Source organism: Pseudomonas sp. LBUM1679, assembly GCF_059695565.1.
The window spans coordinates 5,405,790-5,422,749 of record NZ_CP166774.1; the positions used below are offsets into that span (position 1 = coordinate 5,405,790).

Sequence of the window (16,960 nt, forward strand, 5' to 3'; positions counted from 1 at the left end):
GCTCCCCAGGGCGTTAAACCACACACCCATCGAATCCCACAGTGACATTCCCCGGCAACTTGTCCCGATGCTCCAGCAACCATGCATCCAACGCATGGCCGACATGGGTCAACACCGCCAGCTCCGGTTGCAGCTCTTCAATGCACCGCAACGCCAGGTTCAGGTCGTTGTGGTTACGTGGAGCCTGGGGCTGCGGCGGTATCGAGCAGTCGAGCACCAATAGATCAAGGGGCGCTTTTTGCAGCCAGGCGGTGGTGGCCGGCGGCAAGCCTACGGTGTCGGTCAGGTAGGCGATGCGCCGTCCCTCGCCTTCCAGCAGGTAGCCAAGGGTGGGCCTTGAGTGTTGCAGCGGTAACGCCGTGACGCTGAGTGCGCCGAACCGGCGGGTGTCGAAGGCTGCGAACGGCTGACTGAAGTCGAGAATGCCGGGGTGTTTGTAGAGGTCGGCCAGGCCTTCCGGGTCCACCGGCCCATGCACCGGAATGACCAGCCCCTGGCCCCAGCGCAGATGCAGCAGGCCCTGGGCGTGATCGGCATGGTAGTGGGTCTGGAAAATGCCGTTGAAGCTGCGTGGCGGGAAGCGTTCGGTCAGGTCCGGCAGGCCGCTGTCGATCAACCAGCGCTGATCGCCACATTCGACCAGGGCGCTGCAGGGGCGACGCCTGCGGCGTTCGTCCTTGCGGGCCAGGTCACAGGCTGCGCAGTCGCAGCCGTAGACCGGCACCTGTCGCGCATCACCGGTGCCGAGCAAGGTCAGGCGCATTCGGATTGTCCGTCGACGCAGGCCAGCAAACGTTCGACCGTGTGCTTCAGCGACCCGGAGTTGTCGAGCACGTGCACTGCCGGATCGTGCCCGGCGAGCACACGCTCGCTGAAGCGGGCATTGCGCGCCAGCCGCGCCTCGATCTCGGTGACCGACTCCCGCCCCCGTGCCAGCAGGCGCTGGCGCAAAACGGCTTGATCCACGGTCAGCAACAGCACCAGCAGGTTTGGATAACGTCGGCGCGTAGCTGGCAAATGGCCGCGCGAGCCATTGACCAGAACGTCCTGCCCGGCCGCCAGCCAGTCGTCGATTTCCCGCGGGATGCCATAGGCCAGGCCATTGGCGTGCCAGCTCAGGGCAAACGCGCCCCGCGCCTCCATGTCGGCGAACTGTTGCGCACTGACACCTTGCGCCGCCTCCCCCACCGCTTCCGCCGAGCGGGTGATGACCCGCCGCACCATGCGACAGCCGCGATCGGCCAACGGCGCCCGTGCCGCATCCAGCAGGCTGTCCTTGCCCGACCCGGAAGGTCCGATGAGATAAATCAACCTGCCCGCCATCAAAACACCCTCTTCGCCTGTCGCCAGACTTGTTGTACCACCGGCAATCCGTCCTGGCTTCGGGCCTGTACCAGGTCCGCGCGCAAGCCCGGCGCAAGTTCGCCGCGATCGCTCAAACCTGCCGCTCTGGCCGGCGCCTGGGTGACCATGCGCACCGCCTGCGCCAGGTCGCAGTTATTGTCCTGGGCCGCCAGCAAAAACGCCGCCTGCAGCAGACTGGCCGGGTAGTAGTCACTGGACAGGATATCCAGCAGCCCCGCAGCCGCCAGGTCTGCCGCAGCGACGTTACCCGAGTGGGAACCGCCGCGCACGATGTTCGGTGCGCCCATCAACACCTTCATTCCCCGTTGCCGGCTGCCCTGCGCGGCCTCGACGGTGGTCGGGAACTCGGCGATGGTCATGCCGTAGCGCGCCGATTCTTCGACATGCGCCAGGGTCGCATCGTCATGGCTGGCCACCGAGAGGCCGAGGTCCAGGCAATGTTCCACAATCGCCGCGCGATAGCGGGCGCTGTACTGACGTGAGTTGGCCATCTGCAACTCGATGAATTCGTCCATTTGCAGGGTCGTCAGGTGGTACTTGCCCATGTAGTACTCACGGTACTTGGATTCCTGCACAAACTGGCGCTGACCCGGCGAGTGGTCCATCACCGACACCAATTGCACCAGTGGATGCTGCACCAGGTCGCGGAACACACTCAGGGTGTCCGGATGACACAGCTCGCACCGCAGGTGCAAACGGTGTTCGGCGCGGGTCAGCCCGGCGCTGGACGCGCTGGAGATCGCCTCGAGCATCGCCGGCAATTTCTGCATGCGATTGCCCTTGGGGTTTACATCGCCGATGGACACGGCGTCGAACACCGTGGTGATGCCGGCCGCGATGATCTGCGCATCGTGGCTGAGCACCGCCGAGTTCGACGGCCAGTCGACGCCGGGGCGCGGGGTCATGTGCCTTTCCAGGTTGTCGGTATGCAGCTCGACCAGCCCCGGCAACAGGAAATCGCCGCTCAGGTCCTGGGCCTGGGGCAACCGGCTCGGGCCTTCGGCGATGTCGGCAATCACGCCGTCGCGCAGCACCAGGGTGCCGAGGAACACCCGGTCAGCGGTGACCAGGCGGGCATTGCTGAGGATCTGTTCAGCGGGCATCGGCGTATTCCTCATGGTTCACAGCGGCTGGGGTCATGTCGAGATGGCGATCGGCAACCGCTTCGCGGGCGGTGCGGTCGTGAAAAATGCCGATCAACGCGGCGCCTGCCGCCTTGGCCTCGTTCATCAGCTCCAGCACCACCTGGCGATTGGTGTCGTCCAGGGACGCGGTCGGTTCGTCGAGCAGCATCACCGGCCAGGCCACCATGAAGCCGCGGGCGATGTTGACCCGTTGCTGTTCGCCCCCGGAGAAGGTGCCGGGGGCCAATTGCCAAAGGCGTTGCGGGATGTTCAAACGGCTGAGCAACAGCTCGGCGCGCGATTGCGCCCGATGTGTTGACCAGCCGCGAGCCAACGCCGGCTCCATCACCACGTCCAGGCAGGCCACCCGTGGAATCACCCGCAGGAATTGACTGACATAGCCCAGGGTTCGCTGGCGCACCTGGAGAATGTCCCGCGGCTCGGCGCCCACCAGCTCCAGCCAGCCACCGTCGTGCTGCACGCGAATGCTGCCGCCGGCCGGCAGGTAATTGCCATAGAGGGTGCGCAACAAGGTGCTTTTACCGGCGCCGGACTGGCCATGCAGCACCAGGCATTCACCGCCCGCCACGCTGAAATCCACCCCGCGCAGCACGTTCAGGACAACACCGTGCTGTTGATGCAAGGTGAAGGTTTTCGAGAGGTCACGGACCTCGATCAAGGTATTCATCGCTCGATTTTCCACAGAGGGGCGGGGCTTCACGGCTGCAACACCGAAGACACCAGCAGTTGCGAATAAGGGTGTTGCGGATCGTCGAGGATCTGGTCGGTCAGGCCGGTTTCCACCACCCGCGAGCGCCGCATCACCATCAGCCGATCCGCCAGCAGACGCGCCACGGCCAGGTCGTGGGTGACGATGACCACCGCCAGGTCCAGTTCCCGCACCAACCCGCGCAGCAGGTCGAGCAGACGCGCCTGCACCGACACGTCGAGTCCGCCCGTCGGTTCGTCCATGAACACCAGGCGCGGGCTCGACACCAGGTTGCGGGCGATTTGCAGGCGCTGCTGCATGCCACCGGAGAAGGTGCGGGGCAAGTCGTCGATGCGCAGCGGGTCGATTTCCACCTGGCTCAGCCAATCGATCCCGGCACCGCGCAGTTGCTGGTAATTGCGCACGCCCTGGGCCATCAGGCGTTCGCCGATGTTGGCACCGGCGGAAACGCCCATGCGCAAGCCGTCGCGCGGGTTCTGTTCGACAAAGCCCCATTCGGTGCGCAGCAACGTTCTGCGCTCGGCTTCGCTGGCGCTGTACAGATCGAGCCATTGCCCCTGCTTGTCGCGGTAGCCGATGCTGCCGCGCTGGGGCGGCAGGCGGCCGCTGAGCAACGAGAGCAAGGTCGACTTGCCGGAACCGGACTCGCCGACAATCCCCAGTACTTCGCCTGGGTACAAGTCGAAGCTGACGTCCTGGCAGCCCTTCTCCAGGCCGTACAACAGCGACAAGTCGCGTACCCGCAGCAAGGGTTCGGCAGTAACGGTGGACAGTTCATTCTTCAGCGCCTGGTTCATTGGCCCTGCTCCTGCTGGCTGACGCGCTGGGCGCAGTAATAGGTGTCGGAACAGACGAAGCGCTGGGTCCCGGCGTCGTCGATGATCAGCTCATCGAGGAACGAATCGTGGCTGGCGCAAATGGCACAGCACTGGTCCCACTTCTGCACTTCGAAGGGGTGATCCTCGAAGTCGAGACTGGTGACCCGGGTGTACGGCGGCACCGCGTACAAGCGTTTCTCCCGACCGGCGCCGAACAGCATCAACGCCGGGCTCATGTCGAGTTTCGGGTTGTCGAATTTGGGAATCGGCGAGGGGTCCATCACATAGCGTTCGTCGACCATCACCGGGTAGGCGTACGCGGTGGCGATGTGGCCGAAGGTGGCGATGTCCTCGTAGAGCTTGACGTGCATCACCCCGTAATCATTGAGCGCGTGCATGGTCCGGGTCTCGGTTTCCGAGGGTTCGATAAAGCGCAACGGCTCGGGAATCGGCACCTGATAGACCATGATCTGCTCGGCGTGCAGCGGGGTCTCCGGGATCCGGTGGCGGGTCTGGATCACCGTGGCGTCCGGGGTGTTTTCAGTGGTGGCGACGCCAGCGGTGCGGGCGAAGAAGCGGCGGATCGACACTGCGTTGGTGGTGTCGTCCGCGCCCTGGTCGATGACCTTGAGCACGTCGTCGGCACCGAGAATGGCCGCGGTCAATTGCATGCCGCCGGTGCCCCAACCGTATGGCAGCGGCATCTCGCGCCCGCCGAACGGCACCTGGTAGCCGGGGATGGCCACGGCCTTGAGCAAGGCGCGACGGATCATGCGTTTGGTCTGCTCATCGAGGTAGGCGAAGTTGTACGCCGCATCGCGCGCAGGCGTCATGCCCTTCATGGGGTTGCTCAGGTCATTCATGGCTGTGGCCCTCGGCCGGTTTGCGCAGTTTGCGGATCAGCTCCAGCTCGGCCTGGAAATCCACGTAGTGCGGTAATTTGAGGTGCGAGACAAAACCGGCGGCCTCGACGTTGTCGCAGTGCATCAGCACGAACTCCTCCTGCTGCGCCGGGGACAGGATCTCTTCGTTGTACTCCCCGGCCCGCAACGCACGGTCGACCAGTGCCATGCCCATGGCCTTGCGCTCGGCGTGGCCGAAAGCCAGGCCATAACCGCGGGTGAACTGCGCCAGCTCGGTGGCGGAGCCGACGAACTGGTTGACCATTTCGCACTCGGTGACTTCGATACTGCCCAGGCAGATGGGGAAACCCAGCTCTTCGGGATCGATCCACACCTGCACTTCACCGATACGGATTTCCCCTGCGAACGGGTGATTTCGGCCATAACCGCGCTGGGTGGAATAACCCAGCGCCAGCAGAAAACCTTCATCGCCACGGGCCAGGGCCTGCAAGCGCTGGGCGCGGCTGGCGGGCAGTTCCAGTGGGTCGCGGGTGATGTCGGCCACGCTGTCGCCGTTGTCGGCCTCGTTCTTGATCAGGCCTTCCCTGGCCAGCAAACCCAACACCCGTGGGCAGGGTTCGAGGCTGGCGTTCGGCGTGACTGGCGGCCCCGGGTATTCGCCTTCGGCGAGCAGCGCAAAGTCCAGCAGACGATGGGTGTAATCGAAAGTCGGCCCCAGCAACTGCCCGCCCGGCACGTCCTTGAAGGTGGCCGACAAGCGTCGACTGAGCTGCATGTTTGACGTGTCGATCGGCAGGCTCGGGCTGAAGCGCGGCAACGTGGTGCGATAGGCCCGCAGCAGGAAGATCGCCTCGACCAGATCCCCCGCCGCTTGCTTGATTGCCAGTGCGGCCAGTTCCTCGTCATACAGCGAGCCTTCGCTCATCACCCGGGCCACGGCCAGCGGCAGTTGCTGGCGGATCTGCTCGACGCCGAGTTCAGTGACAGTAGTATCGCCCCGGCGTTTTTTCGCCAGCAGACGGTGGGCATTGTCGATGGCCTGTTCGCCACCCTTGACGGCTACGTACATCAGACAGGCTCCTGGGTTGGGCGGATGATCCGCGTACTGCGCGGCAGGCCGATAACGTCGTGACCGGCGCTGAAAAACAGGTCCAGTCCCCGGGGAAATTCGTTGCGCCGTTCACGTTCACGCCAGAAGCCATCGGCCACGGGCAGAGCTGCGCCGTGCTCGTGCTCAATCCCCGGTCCGCGCCAGCCCAGCCCTGCTCCGCCGTCAAGGCTCGGCAGCTGAACCAGCAAGGTGCAGGACTGATCCGGGTAGCGATCGTTGCCATGGTCGAAGCCGCTGAGGTCGAGCAGGTCCTCGGCAGCGAGCAAGGCAAAACGCGCGTCTTCGCGGTGTGCGGTCAGTGGGCAACCACAGTGAAATGCCAGGTTGGCGCGGATCGCCGGCGTGTCGAAGGACGGCGCCAGCCACAGCGGCGTGTCGGCATCCAGCAAGGCCAGGCACAACCCGTAGGTCGCCGGGGCCAGCCCTTCTAGGCGTGGGGAGGCGTGCAGGGTCTGGATCGATCCGGGGCCGGCCAGCGCCTTGAGCGCGGCGCGAAAACCGCGCTGGGCATCCAGCACCGGGTCGTTGAACGCCGGTTGCAACAACGGTGCGCTCATCAGTTTTCTCCTCGCACGAGGGTGAAGAATTCGACTTTGGTGGCGGCGGTTTCCGCCTCTTTTTGCGCCCGGCGTTGCGTTTGGGCGTTGGCCAGCGGCGTGATCACTTGATCGAGCCAATGGCGCTGTTGCGCCCCCTGCAAATGCGCGTCGGCCAGGGCCGCCAACTCGGCGTGGACCTTGTCCCGACCCGCCAGGTAGCTGTAACCGGTACGCCCATCGGCCAGGCGCACCACGCACCGGGTCACACTCATTTCGCCAACGTTGAAAGGCGCACCGTTGCCGCCCATGCGGCCACGGACCAGGGTCATGCCGATTTCCGGGGCGCGGATCAGCTGGTATTCAATGTCGCGCAGCGCGGCTTCGTGCGGCTGCAATTCGCCGCGACGGGCGCGGGCCAGCACGCCGATCCAGTGCTGCCGCGCAGCGCAAGGAACAGGGTTCATGGTTGAGTTCTCCATCAGATGACGACCTGGTACTGAAAGCGATCCGAACGGCTGGTGGACTGGGCGAGCTCCACCGGGCGGCCGTCGCGGTCGCGGGACAGGGTGAACACACTCAGCGCCGGCAAGTGCCGGGGCATCATCAGCAACGCGGCTTCTTCGCGGCTGGGTAAACGGGCGCCGATCAGGCTCAGGGTGCGGGTCAGTGGCAGGTCCCGCTCGCTCAAGTACTGACGCAGGGAACCGCCGGTGTAGTCGGCCAGCAACGGCGCGTGGCTGGCGCAATAGCGATGACGGATCAGGCTGACCGGCTGGTGATCGAGCTTGCGCAACGTCTGCAATTCGATCATCGGTGCCATCTCGGCAAGACCGAGGTGTTGCGCCTCTTCGCGGCTGGCGAAGCAGTAACGGCGCTTGAGCAGCACCGCCTCGACGCCCAGGCCCTGGGCCGATAACGACTGGCTGTAGGCGCTGTCGGCCGCCATCGGATAAATCAGCGGCCGCTCCAGCACCTGTGTGCCCTTGCCTTGGCGGCGCAACAGGCTGCCTTCGAACACCAGCTCATCGATGGCGCGGCGCAAGGTATGGCGGTTGACCCCGAAACGTTCGGCCAACTGCACTTCCGCCGGCAGGAAGTCCCCGGCCTGATAATCGGCCAGCTCACGGCGCAGGATGTCGGCCAGTTCGCGGTACACCGGTTCATCTTGTCTAGACAACTGCATGCTTAAAAAAAAGCGCCCAGGGGCACCCCTCCGAAATTCAGATGAACCGCTTGCGCAGGCGTTGCGACAGGATGTCGATCAGGCTGACCACGACGATGATCACCAGCAAGACTGCACACGTCTGGACGAACTGAAAGGCGCGGATGTTCTCCCACAGAATCACCCCGATCCCGCCGGCACCGACCATCCCCACCACCGTCGCCGAGCGCACGTTGGCCTCGAAACGGTAAAGCGCGTAGGACACCCAGAGCGGCATCACTTGCGGAATCACGCCGTAGATCACTTCTTGCAGTGCGCTGGCACCGGTAGCGCGAACACCTTCCACCGGGCCCGGGTCGATGGCCTCGACCGCTTCGGCGAACAGCTTGGCCAGCACCCCGGTGGTGCTGATCCACAGCGCCAGCACCCCGGCGAACGGGCCCAGCCCGACCGCCACCACAAACAACATGGCAAACACCATTTCGTTGATCGAACGGAAGGCATCCATCACCCGCCGCAACGGCTGGTGAATCCACCAGGGGGTGATGTTCTCGGAGCAGAGAATCCCCAGGGGTATCGAGCAGACAATCGCCAGCACCGTGCCCCACAGGGCGATTTGTACGGTGACGATCATTTCCTTGAGGTAGGCGCGCCATTCGTGGAAGTCAGGCGGGAAAAAATCGGCGGCGAAGGTCGCCATGTTTCCCGAATCGCGGTACAGCGCCATCGGGTTCATCTCGGCGCCGTGCCAGGCCCAGGCCAGCAGGACCAGGAACAGGCCCCAACCGGCGTACTGCGGCCAGGTGCGCTTGCCGACAGCTTCAGCGTGCAAAGTGGTCATAAGGCTTCTCTAAAAGACGACTCAAATGAGGCGCGACACGTGAGAAATGTCTGGCGCAAAACCTGTGGGAGCGAGCTTGCTCGCGATAGCGGTTTTACATTCGACATTGATGCTGGCTGACCCGACGCCATCGTCGGAACGCCGCCCGGAGCAAGCTCGCTCCCACAGGGACCGCGCCGTGGATCAACCGGCGGAGGCTGCGCTCTTTTTGTCGCTGGACTTCTCGAGGGAAGTCAGGCGCTCTTGCAGCTTGGCCAGGTCGGCGTCGATATCGGCTAATTTCTTGGCCTTATCTGTGGCATCGAGCTTGGTGTCGGCATTGATCGTGGTGCGCAACTTGAACAACTCAAGCTGACGGATCGGTAGCAACTGGTCGTCGCTGGAGGCCAGGAACTTGCCCAGCTGCATGCCCTTGAGCACCGCTTTCTCGGACTCGGTATCGCCATAGCTGAAGATGAAATCGCGGATCTTGTTCTTCTCGCTATCGCTCAGGGCCTTGCTCCACACCAACGGGTCCGCAGGGATCAGCGGCGACTTCCAGATCACCTTGAGCAATGCAGCCTTTTCCGGCTGGGTGACTTCCAGGCGGTCCCAGCTTTCAGTGTTGAACGTCGCCACATCCAGTTGCCCCTTGGCCACGCTCAAGGCGTTGACCTCATGGCTGGAGTTGAGGGTGCGCTTGAACGCGGTGGCCGCATCGACACCGTTCTTGGCGAACACGTAGTAGCCCGGCACCAGATAGCCCGAGGTGGAATTCGGATCGCCGTTGCCGAAGGTCAGCGACTTGGCGTTTTTCAGCATGTCGTCGACGGAGTTGATCGGGCTGTCCTTGCGCACGATCAGCACGCTCCAGTAGCCGGCGGCACCGCTGGCGGCTGCAGTCTGGGCGAAGATCTCGCCATTGGAGCGGTCCACCGCTTCAATGGCGGCCTTATTGCCCAGCCAGGCGACGTCGACCTTGTTGAAGCGCATGCCCTGGATCAGGCCGGCATAGTCGGAGGCGAAGGTGGCGTTGATCTTCAGCCCGGTCTTCTTGTGCATATCGTCCAGAAACGGCTGCCAGATGCTCTTGAGGTTCTGCGAAGACTCGGTGGACATGATGCCGAAGTTGATGGCTTTTTCTTCAGCCTGGGCGGTGCCCAGTAAGCAGCTTGCAAGGAGTGTTGCGCCAGCAAAAACGCGACCGATACGGTTCAACATGGAATGGATTCCTGAGGGAGCAAAATGGGGGTGTTCACACGCGAGCCAGCACCAGCCGGGGCGCGGGTTCGGCGCGGCGGGATTGCTCGGAAAACATCAGGCTGGTGTCGAAGTCGGCACCGTACAGATCATTGAGGAACTGACTGCTCAGGTCGGCGGCGAGGCCATCGAAATGGATGCGCCCGCCCTTGAGCGCCACGGCACGCGGGCAATAACGCGTGGCGTAATCGACCTGATGCAGGGTGACCACCACGGTCTTGCCGTCGCGGCGGTTGATGTCGGCGAGGATCTCCATGACCTTGCGCGCCGACTCCGGGTCCAGGGAGGCGATGGGCTCATCGGCCAGAATCACCTCGGCACGCTGGGTCAGGGCGCGGGCAATCGCCACCCGTTGCTGCTGGCCGCCGGACAAGGTCGACGCCCGTTGCGCCGCCAGGTCGGCCAGGCCGACACGGTCCAGGGACTCCATGGCGAACTGTTTTTCCTCGGCATTGAACAGGCTCAGATTGCCGCGCCAGCGTGGCATGCGGCCCAGGCAACCGAGCAGCACGTTATCGAGCACGCTGAGGCGGTTGACCAGGTTGAACTGCTGGAAGATGTAGCCGATATCGGCCCGCAAGCGACGAACCTTGCCATTGAGCCGGCCGGACGCCTGCACTTCTCGCCCCAGCACCTTGACGCTGCCGCCGTTGTTGCGATCGCAACAGGCCAGGCCCGCGAGGTGCCGCAACAAGGTGGATTTGCCGGAGCCGGAAGCGCCGATCAGCGCGACCATCTCACCGGCCGCGATGGTGAGTTGGAGGTCGACCAGTGCGGTCTTGCGCGCAAAGGTCTTGTTCAGATGATCGACATGGATAGCTGCGTTCATGGGCTTCTCTGTCTGGTTGAACAGCCGTCCCTGGCCGCTTTGAAGTTCAACCGACTTTAGGCAAAGGCTGTGTCAGCCCTATGACTTGCACATGTCGCTGGATTAACTATTTGATGAAGGTTTTGTGAAAGGTTGAGCAGACGGGAACGATCGAGAACCTGTGGGAGCGAGCTTGCTCGCGATGAGGGAGGTACATTCAACATCAATGTCGACTGACACTCAGTCATCGCGAGCAAGCTCGCTCCCACAAGGTGTGGCAGCGGTTCAGTCATTACTTTTTCAGCGGACATAAAAAAGGCGACCCGAAGGTCGCCTTGTTATGTGCTGACTGTTACTGCCCAAACTGCCGTCCCAACCCGCCCGGCACGCCCTGGATATCGGTATCTTCCCACGGCCCGTTCGGGCTGATCGAACGGCTCCAGCCGTTGTTCCAGCGATAGTAGGTGCGCTGGCGGTAGAAGGTGTTGGGCTGATCATCGAGCACGTACACGCTGAGCTTGGGATCCCAATGGCTGCTGCCACCCGGCGGCGGGGCGAAGCTGGCGGAGGTTCGAGGCAGCGGTTTTGCGGGCTTGGCCGGAATGCTCGGCTTGCTCGGCGTCGGTGCGGTAGACGGCGTCGGGCGGGGCTGCGAGGGCGGGATCGGCGGCAGCGGCGTCGGCGTCGGCTCGGGCCGCTGGACCGCGCAAGCGCTTAACCCCAGGACCATACTGAGCAGGGTGATACGAGCGATGGCGGTCATGGTTGCGTTTCCTGTCATTTATCCGGACTGTCGATGGTCAGTTGTTGCTGTGCGGTGGTGCTGCTGGCCAAGGGCTGGCTGCGACCGATCCATTCGCCCGCCGTCGGCTGGCCGGCGCGGGAGACGCGTGCAACCAGTTGGACTTCAGGGAAGTTCGACAGTTTCAACTGCGGCATCATGGCATCGGCATCGCCCAGCTCGACGGTCGCCGGCAAGTCGGCCACGGTCAGGCGTTTGGCGGCCAGTGGCGCGGGTGGGCCGGACGTGGCGCGGGCAAAGATGAACACGCTGTCGCCCGGCTGGACCTTGGCCTTGAGCTCGGGTGAAAGATCCACACGGACCTTGAGCACCGCGGCCACCCTGGCCGCCGGCGCCTGGGCCACCTTGCCGCCGCTGGCGACGAGTTTTTCGCTGGCCCGCGCAATCCCGCCTTGCAGCGCGGCACGGGAATTGTCATCCGGCGGCAATTGCGCCAGCAGGCGATTCCAATAGTCGATGGCGTCCTGATAACGCTCGCTTTCGAACGCGGCGATACCGAGCAGGCCGAGGCTGGTGACTTCCTTCGGATCGGCTTTGAGCGCTTCGTCGGTCAAGGCCTGAACCTTGTCCGACCACTTCTTGCCATCGGCGAAGTACTGGGCCTGGGCCCACTGACCGAGCAGCTCCGGCTGACGACCGGCCAGGTTGACCGTGCGTTCGAAGATCTTCGCCGCATCAGCTGGACGCTCCTGAGCCATGTAGGTGCGACCGAGGAAGTACAGGCCTTCAGCCGAATCCGGCTGCGCCTCGACCGCGCGCTCCAGGCGACGGGTCATTTCTTCCATCGACTGTGGCGCCTGGGCGAATTCGCGGGTCAGCTCGACCTTGTCGCTGGCCCCGAAATGCAAGTACAGGCCAAGGCCCAGCACCGGCACCAGAATCGCCGCCAGCAAGGGCCACGGTTTGCCCAGGCGGGACACGCGCGGTGCCTCGACACCTTCGGTGTCCGCCAGCAACTCACGCGCCGCTTCGGCGCGGCCGGTGTCCATTTGCACGGCGTCGAGAACGCCCTCCTCCTGCTGGGTCTGCAGTTCAGCCACGCGCTCCTGATAGAGCGCGACGTTCAGGGCGGTACGATCCTCTTCAAGCTGGGCGCGACGGCCACGCAAAACAGGGATCAGCAGAAAACTCAGGGCAACCAGTAGCAGCAGACCTGCAGCGAGCCAGAAATCAATCATTCTTGGTTTTATCCAACAGGTGGTCGAGGCGCTCACGCTCATCAGAAGAAAGCTCATCCTTGGTCACAGCGCTTTGCACGCGACGACGGCGGACGATCACGGCGATGATCACGAAACCGCCCAGCAGCAGGCCGGCAGGGCCGAACCAGAGCACGGCGGTCTTGGCGTTCAGCGCGGGTTTGTAGCGGACGAAATCACCGTAGCGGTCGACCATGAAATCGATGATCTGCTGATTGCTCTTGCCCTCGCCGAGCATGCGGAAAATTTCCTTGCGCAGGTCGGCGGCAATCGGTGCGTTGGAATCGGCGATGTCCTGATTCTGGCACTTGGGGCAGCGCAGTTCTTTGGTCAGCTCGCGAAAACGCTCGCGATCGCCTTCCTTGGCGAACTCATAAGTGTCGATGGCCGCGTGCGCCACGCCGGCCATGCTCAAGCCCAAGACCACAGCGGCTATCCAGCGCTTCATGGCTTGGCCTCATCCACCAGCGCCTGATACTTGGCCGCCAGTTTTTCACGCCAGACCTGCTCGTCGATCACCCCGACGAACTTGTCGCGGATGATGCCCTTGGCGTCGATGAAGAACGTTTCCGGGGCACCATACACGCCGAGGTTCAGGCCCAGCGTGCCCGCATCGTCGCGGATGTCCAGCTGGTACGGGTTGTGGAATTCATCCAGCCACTTCAAGGCGTCGACGTTGACGTCCTTGTAGTTGATGCCGTAGATCACCACGCCCTTCTCGGCCAGTTTGTTCAGCACCGGGTGCTCGACCCGGCAGGAAATGCACCAGGTGCCCCAGACGTTGACCAGCGCCGGTTTGCCGAGGAGGTCGGCCTTGGTCAGGGTCTTGTCGCCCTGCACCGCCGGCAGGGAAAACTCCGGGAACGGTTTGTTGATCATCGCCGAAGGCAGCTCGGCCGGGTTGAGGTACAGGCCGCGGTACAGGAACACGGCAACCACCAGGAAAATCGCCAGGGGCAACAGCATCAGCCAACGTCTCATGCAGTTGCCTCCGACATGCCCAGTGCTTCACGCACGCGGCTTTTCACCTTGACCCGATAACGCCGATCCATCGCCGCCAGCAACCCGCCGAGACCGGTGAGCAGGCCGCCGAACCAGATCCAGCGCACGAACGGCTTGACGTGCACGCGCACGGCCCAGGCGCCATCGCCCAGCGGTTCGCCGAGGGCAACGTAGAGATCGCGGGTGAAACCGGCATCGATCCCGGCTTCGGTCATCACCGAATTCTGCACGGTGTACAAGCGTTTTTCCGGGTGCAGCACGCTGATTTCCTTGCCATCGCGGATGACCCGGATGGTGCCCTTGTCGGAGGTGAAGTTCGGGCCTTCGTAGTGTTTGGCGCCTTCGAACACGAACTGGTAACCGCCCAGGGCCATGGATTCGCCCGGCGCCAGGCGCAGGTCGCGCTCGGCACTGTTCTGGCTCGACAGCACGACACCCAGGGCGCACACGGCAATGCCGAGGTGCGCGACCTGCATGCCCCAATAGCTGCGGGTCAGGGTCGGCAGGCCTTTGATCAGGCCCTTGTGGCGAGTCTTGTCGACGATGTCGCGAGCGCCGGCCAGCAACACCCAGGCCGCGAGCATGAAGGTGGCGATCACCGCCCAGTTGAAATCACCGTAGGCGACGCCGGCCACCACCGCCAACGCGGCGCTGCCGAGCAACACCGGGGTCAACATGCCCACCAGCCATTTGACCGGGGTGTCTTTCCAGCGCACCAGCATGCCGACCGCCATCACCACCATCAGCAACGCCATCAAGGGAATGAACAACGCGTTGAAGTACGGCGGGCCGACCGACAGCTTGGCGCCGGTCATCGCATCGAGGATCAGCGGGTACAAGGTACCGAGCAGAATCATCGAAGCCGCCACCACCAGCACCAGGTTGTTGCCCAGCAGCAGGGTTTCCCGGGACCAGAGGTTGAAACCGACGTGACTCTTGACCACCGGTGCGCGCAGGGCGAACAGCGTCAGCGAACCGCCGACCACAAACAACAGGAAGATCAGGATGAACACACCACGCTCGGGATCGGAGGCAAAGGCGTGCACCGACGTCAGCACACCGGAACGGACGAGGAAGGTCCCGAGCAGGCTCAACGAGAACGCAGCAATGGCCAGCAACACGGTCCAGCTCTTGAACACGCCACGCTTTTCCGTTACCGCCAACGAGTGAATCAGCGCCGTGCCGACCAGCCATGGCATGAAGGAGGCGTTTTCCACCGGGTCCCAGAACCACCAGCCGCCCCAGCCGAGCTCGTAATAGGCCCACCAGGAGCCCAGCGTGATGCCGATACCGAGGAAGGCCCAGGCGACGATGGTCCACGGACGGGACCAGCGCGCCCACGCCGCATCAAGACGACCGCCGAGCAGCGCGGCGATGGCAAAGGCGAAGGCTACCGAGAAACCGACATAGCCCATGTACAGCATCGGCGGGTGAACGATCAGGCCGATGTCCTGCAGCAAGGGGTTGAGGTCATGACCGTCCGTTGGAATCTGCGGCAGGATCCGTTCGAACGGGTTGGACGTCAGGATCAGGAACAGCAGGAAACCGATGCTGATCATGCCCATGATCGACAGCACACGGGCGAGCATCACTTGCGGCAACTGCCGGGAGAACACCGACACGGCGAAGGTCCAGCCGCCGAGGATCAACGCCCACAGCAGCAACGAGCCTTCGTGAGCGCCCCATACCGCGCTGAACTTGTAGTACCACGGCAAGGCGCTGTTGGAGTTGTTGGCGACGTAAGCCACGGAGAAGTCGTCGGCCATGAACGCATACGTCAGGCAACCGAAGGCGAACAGCAGAAACGCGAACTGCCCCCAGGCGGCCGGCTGGGCGAGGCTCATCCACAAGCGGTCGCCGCGCCAGGCACCGAGCAAGGGCACCACGGCCTGGACCAGCGCGAAACACAGCGCCAGGATCATTGCCAGGTGGCCCAGTTCGGGAATAAAGATGCCAGAAGTCATATCAACCCTCCTTCGCGGGTGTCGGGGCGGATTGACCGCTGTCTTTCAAGGCCTTGGTCACTTCCGGCGGCATGTACTTTTCATCGTGCTTGGCCAGCACTTCATCCGCCACCACGACGCCATCGGCGTTGAGTTTACCCAGGGCGACGATGCCCTGCCCTTCACGGAACAGGTCCGGCAGGATGCCGCGGTAGCTGATGGTCACGGATTTGTTGAAGTCGGTGACGATGAATTTCACATCCAGTGAATCGCCGGAACGCGTCAGCGAGCCCTCCTCGACCATGCCGCCGGCGCGGATGCGTGTGTCTTGCGGGGCTTCTCCATTGGCGATCTGGGTCGGTGTGTAAAACAGGTTGATGTTCTGTTGCAGGGCGCTCAGGGCCAGGCCGACGGCAGCGCCGACGCCGACCAGGATCGCGAGAATGATGATAAGACGCTTTTTACGCAGGGGATTCACTTGCCGTTCTCCCGGCGCAGACGACGCGCCTCTTGTTGCAGATACCGCTTGCGGGCCAGGACCGGCGCCGCCACGTTGAGGACCAGGACCGCCAGGCAAATGCCATAGGCCGACCAGACATACAGGCCATGATGGCCCATGGCGAGAAAGTCGCCGAATGAAGCAAAACTCATCACGCGACCTCCAGGCTGTTCTGCACTTCGGCCTTGACCCAGCTGGCGCGGGCTTCGCGCTTGAGCACTTCAAGGCGCATGCGCAGCAACAGCACGGCGCCAAAGAAACAGTAGAAACCCAACACCGTCAGCAGCAGGGGCAGCCACATTTCGACAGGCATCGCCGGTTTTTCGGTGAGGGTGAAGGTCGCGCCCTGGTGCAGGGTGTTCCACCACTCCACCGAGTACTTGATGATCGGGATATTGATCACGCCGACGATCGCCAGCACCGCGCAGGCCTTGGCCGCGCTGTCACGATTGCTGATCGCGTTGCCCAGCGCAATGAGACCGAAGTACAGAAACAGCAGGATCAACATGGACGTTAGTCGCGCATCCCAGACCCACCACGAACCCCAGGTCGGTTTACCCCAGATCGCGCCGGTGACCAGCGCCACGGCGGTCATCCAGGCACCGACGGGGGCCGCGCATTGCAGGGCGACGTCGGCCAGTTTCATCTTCCAGACCAGCCCGACGATGCCGCACACGGCCAGCATCACGTAGATGGACTGCGCGAGCATGGCGGCCGGCACGTGGATATAGATGATGCGAAAGCTGTTGCCTTGCTGGTAGTCCGGCGGCGCGAAGGCCAGACCCCATACTACGCCAACGCCGATCAGCAGCAACGCCGCGACGCCAAGCCACGGCAGCAGTTTGCCGCTGATGCCGTAAAACCATTTGGGTGAGCCGAGCTTATGAAACCAGGTCCAATTCATTACTGTTTCCATCA

21 protein-coding genes are annotated in these 16,960 nt (G+C 63.4%); all 21 read right to left on the bottom strand.

What is annotated here, in order from left to right; translation table 11 throughout:
• Window positions 1–13: 13 nt before the first annotated feature.
• Window positions 14–763 (bottom strand): phosphonate metabolism protein PhnP, encoded by a 750-nt coding sequence (gene phnP, locus ACA062_RS24470; protein WP_497453384.1) that lies wholly within the window; start codon window positions 761–763, stop codon window positions 14–16.
• A complete protein-coding gene (gene phnN, locus ACA062_RS24475; protein ID WP_497453385.1) occupies window positions 754–1,323 on the bottom strand; it encodes a phosphonate metabolism protein/1,5-bisphosphokinase (PRPP-forming) PhnN in 570 nt (189 codons plus the stop codon). Before phnN ends, phnP begins: the two co-directional genes overlap by 10 nt.
• On the bottom strand, window positions 1,323–2,468 hold the full coding sequence (locus ACA062_RS24480; RefSeq protein WP_497453386.1) for an alpha-D-ribose 1-methylphosphonate 5-triphosphate diphosphatase: 1,146 nt from the start codon (window positions 2,466–2,468) through the stop codon (window positions 1,323–1,325). The genes phnN and ACA062_RS24480 overlap by 1 nt, the downstream gene beginning before the upstream one ends.
• Entirely contained in the window at window positions 2,458–3,177 is a 720-nt protein-coding gene (gene phnL / locus ACA062_RS24485; protein WP_497453387.1) for a phosphonate C-P lyase system protein PhnL, read from the bottom strand. The genes ACA062_RS24480 and phnL overlap by 11 nt, the downstream gene beginning before the upstream one ends.
• A gap of 29 nt (window positions 3,178–3,206) precedes the next feature.
• Window positions 3,207–4,016: a phosphonate C-P lyase system protein PhnK gene (phnK, locus tag ACA062_RS24490; RefSeq protein WP_497453388.1), complete on the bottom strand. Its 810-nt coding sequence runs from the start codon at window positions 4,014–4,016 to the stop codon at window positions 3,207–3,209.
• A complete protein-coding gene (locus ACA062_RS24495) occupies window positions 4,013–4,879 on the bottom strand; it encodes an alpha-D-ribose 1-methylphosphonate 5-phosphate C-P-lyase PhnJ (RefSeq protein WP_497457490.1) in 867 nt (288 codons plus the stop codon). The genes phnK and ACA062_RS24495 overlap by 4 nt, the downstream gene beginning before the upstream one ends.
• A gap of 13 nt (window positions 4,880–4,892) precedes the next feature.
• Window positions 4,893–5,969, bottom strand: coding sequence for a carbon-phosphorus lyase complex subunit (locus ACA062_RS24500; protein WP_497453389.1), 1,077 nt, complete (start codon window positions 5,967–5,969; stop codon window positions 4,893–4,895).
• The gene (gene phnH, locus ACA062_RS24505; RefSeq protein WP_497453390.1) at window positions 5,969–6,568 is read right to left on the bottom strand and encodes a phosphonate C-P lyase system protein PhnH; all 600 of its coding nucleotides are present in this window, start codon (window positions 6,566–6,568) and stop codon (window positions 5,969–5,971) included. Before phnH ends, ACA062_RS24500 begins: the two co-directional genes overlap by 1 nt.
• Window positions 6,568–7,014 (bottom strand): phosphonate C-P lyase system protein PhnG, encoded by a 447-nt coding sequence (gene phnG / locus ACA062_RS24510; protein ID WP_497453391.1) that lies wholly within the window; start codon window positions 7,012–7,014, stop codon window positions 6,568–6,570. Before phnG ends, phnH begins: the two co-directional genes overlap by 1 nt.
• Before the next feature lie 14 nt (window positions 7,015–7,028).
• Window positions 7,029–7,733: a phosphonate metabolism transcriptional regulator PhnF gene (gene phnF / locus ACA062_RS24515; protein ID WP_138968568.1), complete on the bottom strand. Its 705-nt coding sequence runs from the start codon at window positions 7,731–7,733 to the stop codon at window positions 7,029–7,031.
• A 37-nt stretch (window positions 7,734–7,770) separates the two neighbouring features.
• On the bottom strand, window positions 7,771–8,553 hold the full coding sequence (gene phnE / locus ACA062_RS24520; protein WP_138968570.1) for a phosphonate ABC transporter, permease protein PhnE: 783 nt from the start codon (window positions 8,551–8,553) through the stop codon (window positions 7,771–7,773).
• A gap of 183 nt (window positions 8,554–8,736) precedes the next feature.
• Entirely contained in the window at window positions 8,737–9,753 is a 1,017-nt protein-coding gene (gene phnD / locus ACA062_RS24525; protein WP_497453392.1) for a phosphonate ABC transporter substrate-binding protein, read from the bottom strand.
• 34 nt (window positions 9,754–9,787) lie between these two features.
• Window positions 9,788–10,621, bottom strand: a complete 834-nt coding sequence (gene phnC / locus ACA062_RS24530) for a phosphonate ABC transporter ATP-binding protein (RefSeq protein WP_497453393.1) — start codon at window positions 10,619–10,621, stop codon at window positions 9,788–9,790.
• Window positions 10,622–10,952: 331 nt separating this feature from the next.
• A complete protein-coding gene (locus ACA062_RS24535) occupies window positions 10,953–11,363 on the bottom strand; it encodes a hypothetical protein (RefSeq protein WP_497453394.1) in 411 nt (136 codons plus the stop codon).
• Between the two features lie 14 nt (window positions 11,364–11,377).
• Window positions 11,378–12,580: a c-type cytochrome biogenesis protein CcmI gene (gene ccmI / locus ACA062_RS24540; protein WP_497453395.1), complete on the bottom strand. Its 1,203-nt coding sequence runs from the start codon at window positions 12,578–12,580 to the stop codon at window positions 11,378–11,380.
• Window positions 12,573–13,046, bottom strand: a complete 474-nt coding sequence (locus ACA062_RS24545) for a cytochrome c-type biogenesis protein (RefSeq protein ID WP_497453396.1) — start codon at window positions 13,044–13,046, stop codon at window positions 12,573–12,575. Before ACA062_RS24545 ends, ccmI begins: the two co-directional genes overlap by 8 nt.
• The gene (locus ACA062_RS24550) at window positions 13,043–13,579 is read right to left on the bottom strand and encodes a DsbE family thiol:disulfide interchange protein (RefSeq protein ID WP_497453397.1); all 537 of its coding nucleotides are present in this window, start codon (window positions 13,577–13,579) and stop codon (window positions 13,043–13,045) included. The genes ACA062_RS24545 and ACA062_RS24550 overlap by 4 nt, the downstream gene beginning before the upstream one ends.
• A complete protein-coding gene (locus ACA062_RS24555) occupies window positions 13,576–15,564 on the bottom strand; it encodes a heme lyase CcmF/NrfE family subunit (RefSeq protein WP_497453398.1) in 1,989 nt (662 codons plus the stop codon). Before ACA062_RS24555 ends, ACA062_RS24550 begins: the two co-directional genes overlap by 4 nt.
• A 1-nt stretch (window position 15,565) precedes the next feature.
• Window positions 15,566–16,021 (bottom strand): cytochrome c maturation protein CcmE, encoded by a 456-nt coding sequence (gene ccmE / locus ACA062_RS24560; protein ID WP_497453399.1) that lies wholly within the window; start codon window positions 16,019–16,021, stop codon window positions 15,566–15,568.
• Window positions 16,018–16,194: a heme exporter protein CcmD gene (ccmD, locus tag ACA062_RS24565; protein WP_064679077.1), complete on the bottom strand. Its 177-nt coding sequence runs from the start codon at window positions 16,192–16,194 to the stop codon at window positions 16,018–16,020. Before ccmD ends, ccmE begins: the two co-directional genes overlap by 4 nt.
• Window positions 16,194–16,946 (bottom strand): heme ABC transporter permease, encoded by a 753-nt coding sequence (locus ACA062_RS24570; protein ID WP_497453400.1) that lies wholly within the window; start codon window positions 16,944–16,946, stop codon window positions 16,194–16,196. The genes ccmD and ACA062_RS24570 overlap by 1 nt, the downstream gene beginning before the upstream one ends.
• Window positions 16,947–16,960: the final 14 nt, after the last annotated feature.